General features: G+C 75.5%; 8 protein-coding genes. 6 read left to right on the forward strand and 2 right to left on the reverse strand.

All coding sequences use genetic code 11. The annotated features are described in order from the left end of the window. The first annotated feature begins 496 nt into the window (after positions 1 to 496). The gene (locus ACFY2K_RS21615; RefSeq protein ID WP_375891646.1) at positions 497 to 1,717 is read left to right on the forward strand and encodes a cytochrome P450; all 1,221 of its coding nucleotides are present in this window, start codon (positions 497 to 499) and stop codon (positions 1,715 to 1,717) included. Further along, entirely contained in the window at positions 1,714 to 1,992 is a 279-nt protein-coding gene (locus tag ACFY2K_RS21620; RefSeq protein WP_387713234.1) for a ferredoxin, read from the forward strand. Before ACFY2K_RS21615 ends, ACFY2K_RS21620 begins: the two co-directional genes overlap by 4 nt. Before the next feature lie 128 nt (positions 1,993 to 2,120). On the opposite strand, the gene ACFY2K_RS21625 is transcribed toward ACFY2K_RS21620, so the two are convergent. Together ACFY2K_RS21625 and ACFY2K_RS21630 are read right to left on the reverse strand one after the other, a co-directional pair. Then, complete coding sequence (locus ACFY2K_RS21625; protein ID WP_387713237.1) at positions 2,121 to 3,374, reverse strand: phosphotransferase family protein; 1,254 nt, start codon at positions 3,372 to 3,374, stop codon at positions 2,121 to 2,123. 159 nt (positions 3,375 to 3,533) lie between these two features. Further along, a complete protein-coding gene (locus ACFY2K_RS21630) occupies positions 3,534 to 4,520 on the reverse strand; it encodes a LuxR C-terminal-related transcriptional regulator (protein WP_375891652.1) in 987 nt (328 codons plus the stop codon). A gap of 342 nt (positions 4,521 to 4,862) precedes the next feature. Here ACFY2K_RS21630 and ACFY2K_RS21635 point away from each other — a divergent pair, with 342 nt between their 5' ends. The 4 genes from ACFY2K_RS21635 (at position 4,863) to ACFY2K_RS21650 (ending at position 16,935) form a co-directional block, all read left to right on the forward strand. Next, positions 4,863 to 6,224, forward strand: coding sequence for an IS256 family transposase (locus tag ACFY2K_RS21635; RefSeq protein ID WP_387713240.1), 1,362 nt, complete (start codon positions 4,863 to 4,865; stop codon positions 6,222 to 6,224). Positions 6,225 to 6,602: 378 nt separating this feature from the next. Then, entirely contained in the window at positions 6,603 to 6,731 is a 129-nt protein-coding gene (locus tag ACFY2K_RS21640) for a hypothetical protein (protein ID WP_387713243.1), read from the forward strand. A gap of 107 nt (positions 6,732 to 6,838) precedes the next feature. Beyond that, positions 6,839 to 7,051 (forward strand): MbtH family protein, encoded by a 213-nt coding sequence (locus ACFY2K_RS21645; RefSeq protein WP_375891657.1) that lies wholly within the window; start codon positions 6,839 to 6,841, stop codon positions 7,049 to 7,051. Between the two features lie 98 nt (positions 7,052 to 7,149). Then, complete coding sequence (locus tag ACFY2K_RS21650) at positions 7,150 to 16,935, forward strand: amino acid adenylation domain-containing protein (protein WP_387713245.1); 9,786 nt, start codon at positions 7,150 to 7,152, stop codon at positions 16,933 to 16,935. Positions 16,936 to 16,976 lie beyond the last annotated feature (41 nt).

The following is a 16,976-nucleotide window of genomic DNA, read 5'->3' on the forward strand; positions in this document are numbered from 1 at the left end:
CATGTGCCACAGGCATGCCCGGCAGTCCTGCCGGGCCCACCGGGCACTCGCCCCCGCGCGGCCCCGGCGCGGCCCCGGACCAGGGGCGCGCGGGCGGCGGTGAGCGCCCGTCAACGTGCCACGAACTGCCCGGAAAGCGCCACCGTTGGCTGGAAGTGCCGCAGACGGGCACCCCGCCGTCCACGTACGGTCGTAGCAGAGACGGTCCACGCGACCACGCTCAGCACACCCGCCCCACCTGACGGCACGCCACCGCGCGCCGCTCGTGCCGGGCGCGTACCGACCGTACGCCCCCGCACGTTTCGCGCCATCCCGCGCCATCCCGCGGACGGGCCCGCGCCCCCGCGCGGGCAGCGTTCCCGGTCCCACCGCGTCCCACCGCACCGCCGGCCCCGAGTCGAGCCGCCCCGGCCGAACCGCCCGTCCCGCACGAACCCCGGATCCACCCCCCGTCGGGCCGCCCCGCGCGGTCCCTGCCCTGGAGTCTGGAGTACGGATGTCCACCGAGAACAGTGCGACCGGTGCCGGCACCGGCACCGCCCCGCTCCCCCCGATGCACTGCCTGCGCCACCTGGAGCCCGGTCCGCCCCGGCTCGCGGCGCTGCCCACCGGCACGCCGGTCTGGCTGGTCAGCCGGCACGCCGACGTCCGGCAGGTGCTCACCGACCCGCGGCTCGGGCGCGCCCCGCTCTACGCGCCGGACGCCCCGCCGCTCATGGTCACGCCCAACATCCTGGACGACCCGCAGAGCATGCTGAACATCGACGGCACCGAGCACCAGCGGCTGCGCCGCACCGTGCAACGGGCCTTCACCCCGCGCGCGATCGCGCGCTGGAAGCCCTGGGTCGCCTCGGTGATCGAGTCGCTGATCGACGAACTGATCGACCACGGCTCGCCCGCCGACATCGTCGCCACCTACACCCGGCCGCTGCCGGTCCTGGTGATCAGCCGGTTGATGGGCCTGGACAACCTCGACAGCAAACGGCTCGCCCACTGGAGCGACCACGCGCTCTCCACCACCGCCCACAGCGCCGAGGCGATCGCCACCGCGATGACCGAGTTCGCGGCCTTCGGCGCCGAGGTGATCGCCGAGCGCCGCGCGGAACCCGGCGATGACCTGGTCAGCAGCCTGCTGTCGGCCGCCGCCGAGGACGGCTCGATCACCGAGGGGCAGCTGATCGCCCTGGTCATCGGCCTCGTGGTGGCCGGTCACGAGACCACCATGACCAGCCTCGGCAACGCCCTGGTCTACCTGCTCCAGGACGGCCGGGACGCCTGGCAGCGGCTCGCCTCCGACGAGGCCAGCGCCGCCGCCGCGACCGAGCAGATCCTGCGCGCCGTACCGCTCGGCGACGCCGCCGAGCACATGCCCGGGCTGCTGCGCCGCACGGTGGAGGACGTCGAGATCGGCGGGGTGGTCATTCCGGCCGGCAGCGTCGTCGCCGCCGACACCGGCACCGCCAACCAGGACCCGGAGGTCTTCACCGGGGACCTGCGCACCGAGCTGTTCTCCCCGCTGGCCGCGCCGATGCTCACCTTCGGCGCCGGACCGCACCACTGCCTGGGCGCCTGGCTGGCCCGGATGGAGCTGGAACTCGCCCTGCACCGGCTGGCCCGCCGGCTGCCCGCGCTGCGGCTGGCCGACGAGGCCCGGGACATCGACTGGCGGCGCGGGCTGCTCACCCGCAGCCCCAACACCCTGAGGGTCACCTGGTGACGGGGGGTCCGACCGGGCCCGCCGACCCGGCGGCGGCCGAATCCGTGCTGGTCCGGGTCGACCGGGACCGCTGTATCGGCTCCGGGATGTGCGCCCTGAGCGCCCCCGGGTCGCTGGCCCTCGACACCGACGGGCAGGCCCGGCCGGTGGCCGGGTACGCCGCCGGCGGAGCGCAGTTGACGGACGGGCTGACCGAGGCGGTGGAGTTCTGTCCGGTCGAGGCGCTCACCCTGTTCTCGGCCCGGGGCGGCTACCGGATCGAACCTGCGGAGTGACGCACCGGACGGAGTGACCCGCCGGACGGTGTGACCCGCCGGACCGGGTGACCACCTGATCCGGTGCCCCGTGACCTTCTGATCCCCGGTGTCGTGTCGACGGCCTCCGCCGCGCACGGCACCGGGGATCAGCGTGCGTCGCGGGCTCCCCCGCGCGGGGCGGCGGCCAGGGCGGCGCGCAGTTCGGCGGCCGGGTCGCCCTCGTGGTACGGGCGTTCGCTGGGCTCGATGTGGTCCAGGAACTCCTGGTAGCGCAGCGCGTAGGACACGTGGTGGAGCGGAGCGGCGAGTTCGAGGGCGCGGTGCGGGTCCGAGCCCGGGGCGTGCTCGCGCCAGGCCGCCGTCCAGACCTCGGCGTGGTGGTGCCAGGCCGCCGGGGTGAGGTAGGCGCGGGGGCGCAGCCCGTCCAGGGCCGGGTGGCCGAGGCAGGCGTCGGCGTAGTCGACCACGACCGGGCGGGCGTCGCCGGTGCGCCAGTTGCCGGGGTGGAAGTCGCCGTGCAGCAGTGTCTCCGGGAGGCCGCAAGCGGCCAGTTCGTCCAGCAGCGCGGGCAGTTCGGCGGCGAACCGGTGCAGCCGGTCGCGTTCGGGTGCCGTCAGGTCGGTCTCGGCGGGGAGCCGGTCCAGCAGCGCCGTCAGCTGGGTGTGCAGGGTGGTGGGCGTGCGGTCGCGCAGGCCGGCCAGGGCCGTGGGCCGCCCGGCCAGCGCGGCCTGGGCGGCGACGAAGCGCGGGACGACGTCGGCGACGGTCGCCTCGCTCGGGCTCCAGCAGTCCTCGCCGGGGACGTGGTCGAGCAGCAGCAGGCCGGCGGCCGGGTCGGCGGCGAGCACCGGCGGGACGAGGGCGGGGTCGACGCCGCCGAGCAGCGCGATCACCTCCCCCTCGGCGGCGTTGAACTCCGGGCCGGTGGTCTTCAACCAGGCGTCGGCCCCGACGGGGGAGGGGAACCGGAAGAGGCCGGAGAGGTTCCAGGTCCGGATCTGCCGCGCCGCCCCGGTCGGCCGGCCGAGGTCGGCGAGCCGCTCCCGCGCCCATTCCAGCGCGGAGCGCAGCCCGTCCGGGGTGGCCCAGGCGGCCCGCCGGGCGGCGGGGGCCAGCAGCGCGGCCGTCCCGGCGTCCGGCGGGCGGGGCGTCCGGGCGGCGGGCGCCCGGAGCGCCTCGGCGTGGTAGCGGACCCGGCCGCCGTGGCCCGGGTCCGCGCTGTGCCCGTCGAGGAGTCTGGCCACGAGCACCGGCACGCCGGCCAGTTCGGTGGCCCGGGCGACCACGCCGTCCACCGCCGACCACCAGCCGAGGTCCGTCTCGAAGGGGCCCAACTGCCCGTAGTAGGCGCCTTCGTGGGTGAGGTCGACGGTCACGGTCCGGCTGTTCGCTCGCTGCATCCGAGCAGCTTCGCCCACGGAGCGAGGCGGTGGCGACCGGTTTTCCCGGGAGGCGGACCCGTTCGTCGCGGGGGCCACCGTGAGGCTGCGCTGCCCGGAGCCTCCTGCCGGCGTTCCCACCCGGTCCGTCGCACCCGGGAGTCGTCACCGGGATCGACGTCAGAGGTCGTCGAGCGGCTCGTCCAGGACGCCTTCGCGCGCGATGATGTAGCCGAGGTGGCCCCGGCTGCGGCTGCCGAGGAGCTCGCTGGCCTTCTGGATGTGGCTGGAGACCGTACGGGTGCTCATCCCGAGGCGGCTGGCGATCGCCTCGTCGGTGAACCCGTTGACCATCAGCCGCAGGACGTTGCGGCGGGTGCGGTCGGTGAGCAGCTGGGGGCGGTGGTGGCCCTCCAGGTAGGTGACGGGCTCGGCGCGTTCCCACATCAACTCGTAGATCTTGAGCAGGTACTCGACCAGGGGCGGGAACTGGATGAGCACCGCGGCGGCCTCGCGCTGGGCGCCGGCCGGGATGAAGGCGGTGGAGCGGTCGCAGATGATGATCCGGTCGAAGACCTCGTTGAGGGTGCGCACCTGGGCGCCGCGGGCGGAGACCTGCTCGATGTAGGCGAGGGTCGGGCCGTGCGAGCGGACGGTGTGCTGGTAGAGGGTGCGCTGGCGGACGCCGCGTTCGGCGAGGGCGAGGTCGCGCGGGAGGGCGGCGGCCAGGTGGTCGGCGCCGCGGCCGCCGCCGGGCTGGGCGGTGCGCAGTTCCTCGGTGCAGGCCGCGACGGCCTTCTCCAGCGCCGGGTTGATCTCTTCGCCGGCCAGCAGGCGGATCGGGAGCTGGGCCTGTCTCATCACGTCGCGGTAGGCGTGCTCGGCGGCGGTGAAGGCGGTGCGCAGTTCGGCGAGCTGCTCCTGGTGGGCCAGCACGGCGAGTTCGAGCGGCCGGGTCAGGCCGGTGACCGCGAGGTCGGGCGGGACGGGGGCGAGCCGGTGCCCGGCGCCGGGCAGGGTGCGCAGCAGGCCCATGCTGACCAGGCATTCCGGGGCCTGTCCGGCGCTGGCACCGCCCTCGGCGAGTGCGATCCGGTAGAACTCGACCCCCCGGTCACACAGTTGGGGTGTCCCCATTTCCGCGCTGGTGTCCTGGGATAGGCACATCTGGGCATCCTTCCGGCTTCGGCATTGCGCTTTCACGAATGCCCGCACCGGCAACAGCCAGACGTCCGGAAGGGCAGGATGGTGCTCACCTGCCGTTCGGACGCATCCCCCCCGGGCCACGACAGCCGCGAGTGTACGCCCTAAAGGCGCGGAAATCAGCGGTTGACGGCGAAACCGGGCATGCCCGGCAACGGCGTCCGACGGTGGTGACGGCGAGGACGACCGTACCCGGCTGCGGTAACGGGCGGATGGCCGCCGCATTGCGCGCGTCGCCCCGTCAGGGCGGCCGGAGCGAAGGGCCGGTGGACCGGCCCGGCCGACGGACGGACGGAGGGCACCCCCTTGTTGCGAGCTGATCCCGACCCGCCCCCGCCGGTGGAGACGCCCGGCCCGGTGGACCGAGCCGGACCGGTGGATCCGGCCGGGCTCGTGGACCCCGCAGGGCTGGTGGATCCGGCCGGGCTGGTGGACCAGCGGCTGGTGCGGCAGCTCGCCGAGGCGGCCGCGGCCCAGGTCGGCGCGGGCTCGGTGCAGTTGCTCGGCGACGGCGGCCTGCTCCAGGCGCTGGCCAAGCAGTTGATCGAGCGTGCGCTGGAGCTGGAGTTCCAGGAGCACCTGCGCGGCCCGGGCACCAACAACCCCGCGGGGGCGGCCGGCGGCCCGGGCGGCTCCGGCGGGCCCGCCGGCCACCGCGGCCCCAACGGCCCGAACGGCGCCCGGGCCAGGCGGTTGCTGACCGAGATCGGGCCGGTCGAGGTGCGGGTCCCCCGGGACCGGGAGGGCAGCTTCGCCCCCCGTACGGTCCGCCCCCGGGCACGCCGACTGCCGGGACTGGACCGACTGGTGGTCTCGCTCACCGCGCGCGGCCTCAGTTCGGGCGAGCTGGTGGCGCACCTGGCCGAGGTGTACGGGGTGGAGATCAGCCGGGAGACCGTCTCGGTGATCACCGACCAGGTCCTCGACGAGCTCGCCGACCGGCGCGGGCGCCCGCTGGACCCGGTGTACCCGGTGGTCTTCGTCGACTCGGTGCGCAGCGGGCGTTCGGGCGGCCCGCTGGTGCACCTGGCGCTGGGGATCTCCACGGACGGGCTGCGCGAGGTGCTGGGCCTGTGGCCCGCCGAGGACGGCGAGCAGTGGCCGCAGGTGCTCGCCGGGCTGGCCGAGCGCGGGGTGCGCGAGGTCTGGGTGCTGGTCGGTGCCGCCGGTGCGGGGCTGGCCGAGGCGGCGGCCGCGCGGTGGCCGCGCACCGTGGTGCACACCTCGGTGGCGCACCTGCTGCACGCCGCGCTGCGGCACGCGCCGGGCGAGGACTGGGGCGGGCTGGCCCGGGTGCTGCACGAGATCTGCACGGCGCCCACCGAGGCGGCGGCGCTGGAGCGGCTGGGCCGGGCCGAGCGGGAGTGGGGGCCGGGCCACCGCGAGGTGTTCCGGGTCTGGCGGGCGGCGTGGCCGCTGCTCGCGCCGGGGTTCCGGTTCGGCCCGGAGGCACGGCGGCTGCTGGCGGGCGGGGGTGCGCTGGAGCGGCTGCACGCCCGGCTGCGCCGGATCGAGCAGGCCGCGGGGCGGGTGCGGGACGAGCGGGCCGCGCTCAAGCGCGTCTACCTGGCGACCCTCGCCCTGGAGTCGTCGGCCGGGGCCCGCCGGCCGTGGACCGGGGACTGGCCGGCCGTCCGTGCGGAGCTGCGCCGGGGCTCTCGGCGCTGATGCCGTCCAACTGCCTCTGCTTTACCGATAGTTGACCTTATCTCAGCAATCCCGGCCGTGACCTGTCGTGGGCGCTCCCGACCTCCGTCGGCCCGGGCTCCCGGCCTCCGCGGTGGGGTTCCGGCCGCGCCGGGCCGCCGTGCGCCCGCCTTCCCACCACTGATCTGACAGACCCAGGTGTTCTTTGCATCAGTTCTGCCCGATTTTGGCACAGTCTGTTCACGCTTCCGGTTCCCGCATTGCGTGATCCCGATAACGGCCAGAGCTTCCACGCCAGTTTGGGCCTCGGCAGGATTCATTCACAGCGAGGAGCGCACACACCGCCCGCCTCAGGAAGAGGAATTCGCCATGACGAATCTTGCCGTTCGCATTCACAAGATGCTCGGGATTCTCGCCGTTCTCGTGGTCGCCGGGATCGGCGTCCAGATGCACGCCGCACCGTACCAGTCCACCATTGCCGCAGGTCCCTCGGCCGTGCACGGGGACGACTCCGGCTGGGGCCCGTGAACGCACTGGGGCGAACCCGGTGAACCGCCGGCCGACGTGAGCCGTTCACCGCGCGCCGACGAAATTCCCCCCTCCTCGTAATTCTCCCAACAGAGAGGAAACCGACGATGGCGAACCCGTTCGACGACCCCGAGGCCGACTACCTCGTCCTGGCCAACGACGAGGGCCAGCACTCGCTGTGGCCGGTGTTCAGCCCGGTGCCCGACGGCTGGCACCAGGTCTTCGGCGCGGCCCGCCGGCCGGAGTGCGTCGAGTACGTGGAGCAGAACTGGCAGGACCTGCGGCCGAAGAGCCTGGTCGCCCACCTGTCCGGCCACTGACCGACCGGCCTGACCGGCCGTCACCGACCGGCCACGCCGACCACGCCGACCGGGCCGACCGCCCGCGGGTCACGCAGCAACGAGGGAGAGAGAAGCAGATGTCCGGGGACCAGCAGACGCACAGAACCGACCCGCGGCCGGGACCGGCCGAGGTGCTGTGTCGACTGTTCGCGGAGGTGCTCGGCCGGGAGTCGGTCGACCCCGCGGCGGGCTTCTTCGAACTGGGCGGCGACCGGCCCGCCGCCGTACGGCTGCTGGCCCGGGTGCGCGCCGAGCTCGGGTTCCGGGTGCCGCTGCCGCTGCTGCTGGACGCCCCGACCCCGGCCGATCTGGCCACCCGGCTGGCCGACCCGGCCCCGACCGCTCCCGATGCGGCCCCGGCTGCCGCCGACCCGCGCACGACCGCCGCCGACCCGCGCCCGACCCTCGGCGCCCTGGTCGACGCCCAGGTCGCCCGCACCCCGGACGCCCCCGCGCTGTACGCCGGGTCCACCACCCTCACGTACGCCGAACTGGACGCCCGCGCCAACCGGCTGGCCCGGGTGCTCGCCGCCCGCGGCCTGGGCACCGAGGACGTGGTCGCGCTCGCCCTGCCCAAGTCCCCCGAGGCGGTCGCCGCGATCCTGGCCGTCACCAAGACCGGCGCCGCCTGGCTGCCCGCCGACCCGGCCTACCCCGCCGAGCGGCTGCGCCACATGCTCACCGACTCCCGCGCCGCGCTGGTGCTCACCACCGCCGACGCCGCCGAGCGGCTGCCCGACACCGGCGCCCCCCGGCTGCTGCTCGACTCCGCCGCGCACCTCGCCGACCTGGCCGACCGGCCCGGCACCCCGTTCACCACCGCCGAGCGGGTCCGGCCGCTGAGCACCGACCACACCGCGTACGTCATCTACACCTCCGGCTCCACCGGCCTGCCCAAGGGCGTGGCCGTCACCCACACCGGGCTGCCCAGCATGATCGGCACCCAGGTCGCCGCCACCGGCGTCGGCCCCGGCAGCCGGGTGCTCCAGGCCGCCTCGCTCAGCTTCGACGTCTCCGTCTCCGACCTGGCCGTGGCGCTGACCACCGGCGCCGCGCTCGTCCTCCCCCACGAGCAGAGCCAGCTGGTCGGCGAGGCGCTGGCCGAGCTGATCGACCGGTACGGCGTCACCCACGCCGACGTCGCCACCGCGATGGCCGCCACTCTGCCGGACGCCCCGCTGCCGACCCTGCGCACCCTGATCGGCGGCGGCGAGGCCATCCCGCGCGAACTGGCCGCCCGGCTCGGCCGGGACCGGCTGATGCTCAACAGCTACGGGCCGACCGAGACCACCGTCATCGTCACCATGAGCGAGCCGCTCACCGGCACCGAGCAGCCCCCGATCGGCCACCCCTGCCAGGACGTGCGGATCCACCTGCTGGACGAGCGGCTGCGCCCGGTGGAGCCGGGCACCGTCGGCGAACTGTACGTCTCCGGCCCGCACCTGGCCCGCGGCTACCTGGGCCGCCCCGGCCTGACCGCCGACCGCTTCGTCGCCTGCCCCTTCGGCGCGCCCGGCGAGCGGATGTACCGCACCGGCGACCTCGGCACCCTCCGCCCCGACGGCCAGCTGGACTTCCTCGGCCGGGCCGACGACCAGGTGAAGATCCGCGGCTTCCGGGTCGAGCTCGGCGAGATCGAGCAGACCCTCTCCGCCCACCCCGGCGTCCGCCAGGCCGTGGTACTGGTCCGCGAGGACCGCCCGGGCGAGCGCCGGCTGGTCGGCTACACCGTCGGCACCGCCGACCCGGCCGAGCTGCGCGCCCACTGCGCCGGGCAGCTGCCCGACCACATGGTGCCCGTCGTCGTGGTGCTGGACCGGATGCCGCTGACGCCCAACGGCAAGGTGGACAAGCGCGCCCTGCCCGCGCCCGCGCTCGGCACCGCCGAGGAGGGCGGCCGGGCCCCGGCCGGCGAGGTGGAGCACGCCCTCGCCCGGCTCTTCGCCGAGGTGCTCGGGCTGCCCCGGGTCGGGATCGCCGACTCCTTCTTCGAGCTCGGCGGCGACTCCATCGTCGCCATCCAACTGGTCTCCCGGGCCCGGCAGGCCGGACTCCGGCTCACCCCCCGCGCCGTCTTCGAGGCGCCCAGCGTCGAGGCGCTGGCCCTGCTCGCCCGCCCGCTGGAGGGCCCGGTCGCCGTCGAGCCGCCCGGCGCCGGCCTCGGCGAGGTGCCGCCCACCCCGATCGTGCACTGGCTGTCCGAGCAGCGCGGCGCCGTCGGCAGCTTCTACCAGTCCACCCTGCTCACCCTCCCCGCCGGGACCGGGCAGCGGGACCTCACCACGGCCCTCCAGGCGCTGCTCGACCACCACGACCTGCTGCGCGCCCGCACCTCCCCGCTCGCCGAACGCCCCTGGACGCTGCACGTCCCCGCCCCCGGGGCCGTCCCCGCCGAGTCCGTGCTGAGCAGCGTCCCCGGCCCGGCCGACCCGGACGCCCTGCGCGCCGCCACCGAGGCCGCCCGCGACCGGCTCTCGCCCGAGGACGGCCGGATGCTCCGGGCCGTCCGCTTCGAGGCCGGCCCGGACCGGCCCGCCCGGCTGCTGCTGGTGATCCACCACCTGGTGGTGGACGGCGTCACCTGGCGGATCGTCGAGGAGGACCTGCTCGCCGCGCTCACCGCCGCCCACGCGGGCCGCACCCCCGAACTCCCGCCGGTGCCCACCTCCTTCCGGCGCTGGGCCCAGCGGCTCACCGCAGAGGCCCGCAGCGACCGCCGGGCCGCCGAACTCCCGTACTGGCAGGCCGCACTGGCCACCCCGGACCCGCTGCTCGGCGCCCGCCCGCTGGACCAGGAGAAGGACACCTACGCCACCGGCGGCACCCTGCGCGTCGTGCTCCCCGCCGACACCACCCGGGCCCTGCTGACCGAGGTCACCGCCGCCTACCACGCCCAGGTCAACGACGTCCTGCTGACGGCGCTGGCGCTCGCCCTCACCCACTGGCGCGGCGACGCGACGGACCCCGACGGCGCCGTACTGGTGAACGTCGAGGGGCACGGCCGCGAGGAGGTGGTCGAGGGCGTCGACCTGCACCGCACCGCCGGCTGGTTCACCTCCGTCTACCCCGTCCGGCTCGCCCCCGGCCCGCTCACCTGGGCCGAGGTCACCACCGCCGGACCGGCGCTCGGCCGGGCCCTCGGCCTGGTGAAGGAGCAGCTGCGCGCCGTCCCCGACAACGGCATCGGCTACGGCCTGCTGCGCCACCTCAACCCGGCCACCGCCGAGGTGCTCGCCGAACACGCCGACCCCCAGGTCGAGTTCAACTACCTGGGCCGCTTCCAGCCCGAGGGCGTCAGCGCCGACGACGTTCACGCCGGGGCCGAGGCGATGACCGAGGGCGCCGCCCCCGACCTCGCGCTCGGCCGGGTGCTGGGCCTGGACGCCACCACCGTCGACACCCCGCAGGGCCCGCTGCTGGTCGCCCAGTGGTCCTGGGCCGGCGAACTGCTCGACGAGGAGCGGGTGCGGGCCCTCGCCGAGGCCTGGTTCACCGCCCTGCGCGCCCTCGCCGAGCACGCCGAACGGCCGGACGCCGGCGGGCACACCCCCGCCGACTTCCCGCTCGTCGCCCTCGACCAGGACGAGATCGACCGGCTCGCCGAACTACACGCCCCCGCACAGCTGGTGGACGTCTGGCCGACCTCCCCGCTGCAACAGGGCATGGCCTTCCACGCCGCGTACGACACCGACGGCGCCGACGTCTACACCTCGGTCTGCACCTTCGACCTCACCGGCCCGGTCGACGCCGACCGGCTGCGCGCCGCCGCCGAGGCCCTGCTGCTGCGCCAGCCCAACCTCCGGGCCGGCTTCCACCAGCGCCCCGACGGACCGCCCGTCCAGGCCGTCCCGGACCGGGCCGCACTGCCCTTCACCGTCCTCGACCTGACGGGCCACGCCGACCCGGAGGCCGAGGCCGACCGGATCGCCGCCGCCGAGTACGGCCGCCGCTTCGACCTCACCCGGCCGCCGCTGCTGCGCTACACCCTGCTCACCCTCGCCCCCGGCCGGCACCGGCTGATCGCCGCCGCCCACCACATCCTGCTGGACGGCTGGTCCACCCCGCTGTTCGCCGAGGAACTCTGGGCCCTCTACTTCCGGCAGCCGCTGCCCCCGGCCGCCCCCTACCGGGAGTACCTGCGCTGGATCACCCGGCGCGACGGCGCCGCCGCCCGCACCGCCTGGGCCCGGGCCCTCGCGGGCGTGGACGAGCCCACCCTGCTCGCCGCCGGCCGCACCACGGCCGCCCCCCGACTGCCGCTGCGCCTGCACACCGGCCTCACCCCGGCGGCCACCGAGGCGCTCGGCCGCACCGCCCGCCGCTACGGCGTCACCCTCAACACCCTCGTCCAGGCCGCCTGGGGCGTCCTGCTGGCCCGGCTCACCGGCCGCACCGACGTGCTCTTCGGCACCACCGTCTCCGGCCGGCCGCACGACCTGCCGGGCGTCGAGCGGATGATGGGCCTGCTCATCAACACCGTGCCGGTGCGGGTCACCCTCGACCCGGCCGAGTCCTGGGGGCAGCTGCTGCTGCGCCTCCAGCACGAGCAGTCCGCACTGCTGGACCACCAGCACCTCAGCCTCACCGAGATCCAGCGACTCGCCGGACTGGGCAGCCTGTTCGACACCGTCACGGTGTACGGCAACTACCCCGACCCGTCCGCCCTGGACGCGGCCGACCCGAGCGGCGCCACCCAGGTCACCCTGGTCGAGGACGTCGACAGCGCCCACTACCCGCTGCTGCTCGCCCTCACCCCGGGCGACGGCCTCCAGCTGCGGCTGGACCACCAGCCGGACGCCTTCGGCCCCGCCGAGGCCCGTACGCTGCTGGACCGCTTCCTCGCCCTGCTCGACCGGATCGTCGCCGATCCGGCCGAACTCCTCGGCACCGTCGAGGTGTTGACCGGTGACGAGCGCGAGCGGCTGCTGTCGGGCGGGCACGGGCCGGCGGCGGAGCTGCCCTCGGGGAGCGTCCCCGAGCTGTTCGAGGCCCAGGCCGCCGCGACGCCCGAGGCGGTCGCCCTGGTCGCGGGTACCGCCGAGCTGACGTACGCCGAACTCAACGCCCGGGCCAACGGTTTGGCGCTGCGCCTGGCCGAGGCCGGGGTGCGGGCGGAGACGCCGGTCGCCCTGCTGCTGGAGCGCTCCCCCGCCCTGGTCATCGCCCTGCTCGCGGTGCTCAAGGCCGGCGGCAGCTACGTCCCGCTGGACGACGCCCAACCGCAGGAGCGCCTGGCGGCCGTGCTCACCGACGCGGGCGCCCGGATCGCCGTCACCGACCGCGACCACCCCGCACTGGCCGGGCTGACCACCCTCGCGGTCGGCGAGGAACGTGCCGCCAATCTCGATCTCCCCTTGCGTGCCGCCCAGTTGGCCTATGTGATGCACACCTCGGGTTCGACCGGGACACCGAAGGGCATCGGGGTCACCCACCGCTCCGTCGTCGACCTCGCCCTCGGCGGCACCTTCGCGGGCGGCGCCCACGAACGCGTCCTGGTCCACTCCCCCACCGCCTTCGACGCCTCCACCTACGAACTCTGGGCCCCCCTGCTCTCCGGCGCCCGCCTCGTCCTCGCCCCGCCCGGGCGACTCGGCGTCACCGAACTCACCGACACCCTCCAGCGCGGCGGCGTCACCGCCGCCTGGATGACGGTCGGCCTGTTCAACGTGCTGGCCGCCGAGGCGCCGCAGGCCTTCGCCGGGCTGCGCGAGGCGTGGACGGGCGGGGACGTCGTCTCGCCGGTCGCGCTGCGCCGGGTGCTGGAGCACTGCCCCGGACTGCGGGTGGTGAACGGCTACGGCCCCACCGAGACCACCACCTTCGCCACCCACCACCGGATGACCACCCCGGCCGAGGTACCGGACAGCGTCCCGATCGGCCGCCCGCTCCCCAACACCCGGGCCTACGTCCTCGACAGCGGTCTGCGGCCCGTCCCGGTCGGCGTCCCCGGCGAGCTCTACCTCGCCGGACACGGCCTGGCCCGCGGCTACGTCGGCCGCCCCGCCCTCACCGCCGAACGCTTCGTCGCCGACCCCTACGGCGCCCCCGGCAGCCGGATGTACCGCACCGGCGACCTCGCCCGCTGGACCACCACAGGAGAACTGGAGTTCGCCGGTCGAGCGGACGACCAGATCAAGCTGCGCGGCTTCCGGATCGAACTCGGCGAGTTCGAGAGCGCGTTCACCGCCCACCCCGCCGTCGGCCAGGTCGTCGCCGTGGTCCGCGAGGACCGGCCCGGCGACAAGCGCCTGGTCGCCTACGTCACCGGCGACGCCCCGCTCGACGAACTGCGCGCCTTCGTCACCGACCGGCTGCCCGGCTACATGCTCCCGGCTGCGATCGTCGCCCTGGACGCGCTGCCCGTCACCCCCAACGGCAAGGTCGACCGCCGCGCCCTCCCCGCCCCCGACTACACCGGCACCCCCGAGGGCCGCGCCCCGCGCACCGGGGCCGAGCGGGCGCTGTGCGAACTCTTCGCCGGGGTCCTCGGATTGGCCTCGGTGAGCATCGACGACGACTTCTTCGACCTGGGCGGCCACTCCCTGCTCGCCACCAAGCTGGCCAGCCGGATCCGCGCCGCCCTGGGCGCGGATCTGCCGATCCGCACCCTCTTCGACCGCCCGACCGTGGCCGCCCTGGCCGCCGCCCTGCCGACCGTCGACACCCCGGCCCGCCCGGCGCTGCGCCCGCAGGCCAGGCCCGCCCTGGTGCCGCTCTCCCCCGCCCAGCAACGCCTCTGGTTCATCGAGCAGTTCGAGGGCCCGAGCGCGCTCTACAACACGCCCGTCGCGGTCCGGCTCACCGGCGCGGTCGACCACTCCGCCCTGGAACTGGCGCTGCGCGACGTGGTGGCCCGGCACGAGGTGCTGCGCACCCTCGTCCCGACCACCGACGGCCGGCCGCACCAGCTGGTCACCGAAGCCCCCGAACTCCCCCTGCGGGCCGTGCCGGTGGCCGACGAGGAAGCGCTGCGCACCGCCCTGGCCGAGGCCGGCCGGGAGGTCTTCGACCTCGCCCGCGACCTGCCCGTCCGCGCCACGCTGTTCTCCCTGCCGCACGACGAGCACGTCCTGCTGGTCCTGATGCACCACATCGCCGCCGACGGCTGGTCGGTCGCCCCGCTCTTCCGCGACCTCGCCACCGCCTACCGGGCCCGCCACGCCCACACGGAACCCGACTGGCGGCCGCTGCCCGTCCAGTACGCCGACTACGCCCTCTGGCAGCGCGAGCTGCTCGGCGACCAGGAGCAGCCCAGCGCCCTGCTGAGCGCCCAACTCGCCCACTGGCAGCAGGCCCTGGCGGACGCCCCGGAAGAACTGGCGCTGCCCTACGACCGCCCGCGCCCGGCCGCGCCGACCCACCGCGGCGGCCTGGCCACGGCCGTCGTCGACGCCGAACTCCACGCCGCGCTGGCCGAGTTGGCCGCCGATCGGCAGGCCAGTCTGTTCATGGTCCTGCAAGCCGCCGTCGCCACCCTCTACACCCGCCTCGGCGCCGGCACCGACCTCCCGCTCGGCACCCCCGTCGCCGGACGCACCGACGAAGCCCTGGACGACCTGGTCGGCTTCTTCGTCAACACCCTCCTGCTGCGCACCGACACCTCCGGCAACCCCGGCTTCCGCGAACTCCTCGACCGCGTCCGCCGCACCGACCTGGACGCCTTCGACCACCAGGACCTCCCCTTCGAGCGCCTGGTCGAACAGCTCAACCCCACCCGCACCCCGGCCCGCCACCCGCTCTTCCAGACGCTCATCGCCCTGGAGAGCCGCGCGGCCGTCCCCACCGCCTTCGGCGACCTGGCCTGCGCCGAGCACCCCTTCGAACTGGACGTCGCCAAGTTCGACCTGTCCTTCCGCTTCACCGAACAGGGCCCGCAGGCGGGTCTGACGGTGGCGATCGAGTACGCGACCGACCTCTTCGACCCGGCCACCGCCGGCGCGCTCGCCGAGCGCCTGCTGCGGGTGCTGCGCGCCGTCGCGGCCGACCCCGACGCGCCGATCGGCACCGTCGAGATCCTCGACCCGGCCGAGCGCGAGCAGCTGCTCACCGGCTGGAACGACACCGCGCTCCCCGTCCCGGACGCGACCCTGCCCGAGCTGTTCGAGGCCCGGGCCGCCGCCACCCCCGACGCGGTGGCCGTGGTCACCGACGGCGGACGGCTGAGCTACGCCGAACTCGACGCCCGGGCCGAGCACCTGGCCGCCGACCTCGCCGACGCGGGCGTCGGCACCGACACCCCGGTGGTCCTGCTGATGGACCGCTCCGCCGAGCTGCTGACCGCCCTGCTGGCCGTCCTCAAGGCCGGCGGCAGCTACGTCCCGCTGGACGACCGGCACCCGGCCGAGCGGCTGCGGCAGATCACCGCCGAGACCGGGGCGGCGCTCGTCCTGGTCGACGCGGCCCACCGCGACCACCCGCTCGCGGCCGACGCCCCCTGCCCCGTCCTGACGCTCACCCCGGAGCGCTTCGACGGCCCGCTGCGGCGGCGCTCCCACCGCCCCGCCGTCCACCCGGAACAGCTCGCCTACGTGATGTTCACCTCCGGCTCCACCGGAGTGCCCAAGGGCATCGCCATCACCCACCGGGACGTCGTCCAGCTCGCCACCGACCCGTGCTGGCAGCACCCCGACGGGCTGCGGGTGCTGTTCCACGCCCCGCACGCCTTCGACGCCTCGACCTACGAGATCTGGGCGCCGCTGCTCTCCGGCGGCCAGGTGGTCGTCGCCCCGGCGGGCGACCTGGACGCGGCCGCGATCGGCGCGCTGGTCCGGACGCACGGACTCACCCACGTGCACGTCACCGCCGGCCTGTTCCGGGTCATCGCCGAGGAGGACCCGGGCGTCTTCGCCGGGGTGCGCGAGGTGCTGACCGGCGGGGACGTGGTCTCCGCGCCCGCCGTGCGCAGGGTGCTGGCGGCCGTCCCCGGGATCGGCGTGCGGGTGCTCTACGGCCCGACCGAGATCACCCTCTGCGCGACCCAACTGCCGCTGCCCGCCGCCGATTCGGTGCCGGACACGGTGCCGATCGGCCGGCCGATGGCGAACACCCGGGCGTACGTCCTGGACGACGGCCTCCAGCCCGTCCCGGTCGGCGTCCCCGGCGAGCTCTTCCTCGCCGGAGCCGGTCTGGCCCGCGGCTACCTCGGCCGCCCGGCGCTCACCGCCGAGCGCTTCGTCGCCTGCCCGTACGGCGGCAAGGGCGAGAGGATGTACCGCACCGGCGACATCGTCCGGCGCCGGTCGGACGGCGTGCTGGAGTTCCTCGGCCGCGCCGACGACCAGGTCAAGATCCGCGGCTTCCGGATCGAGCTCGGCGAGGTCGAAGCCGCCCTCACCGCCCACCCCGCCGTCCGCCAGGCCCTCGCCCTGGTCCGCGAGGACCGGCCCGGCGACAAACGCCTGGTCGGCTACGTCACCGGCGACGCCACCCCTGGCGAACTGCGCGCCTTCGTCACCGACCGCCTCCCCGGCTACATGCTCCCGGCCGCCGTCCTCGTCCTCGACGCCCTCCCCGTCACCGCCAACGGCAAGGTCGACCGCCGCGCCCTGCCCGCCCCCGACTACAGCGGCGCCCCCGAGGGCCGCGCCCCCCGCACCACCCAGGAGCGGAGCCTGTGCGAGCAGTTCGCCCAGGTGCTCGGGCTGGGCACGGTCAGCATCGACGACGACTTCTTCGACCTCGGCGGCCACTCGCTCCTCGCCACCAAGCTGGTGAGCCGGATCCGCACCGCCCTGGGCGTCGAGATGACGATCCGCACCCTCTTCGACCACCCCACGGTCGGCGAGCTCGCCGACGCGCTGCCCGCGGCCCGCAAGGCCCGGCCCGCCCTCCGGCCGATGCGCCGGCCCGGCGGTCCGGCGTAGGGCCTCCCCGGTCCTCGCGGGTCCCCGCAGCTCACCGCTCG

Origin of the sequence: Kitasatospora sp. NPDC001309 (assembly GCF_042896295.1) — a bacterium.
GTDB lineage: Bacteria > Actinomycetota > Actinomycetes > Streptomycetales > Streptomycetaceae > Kitasatospora.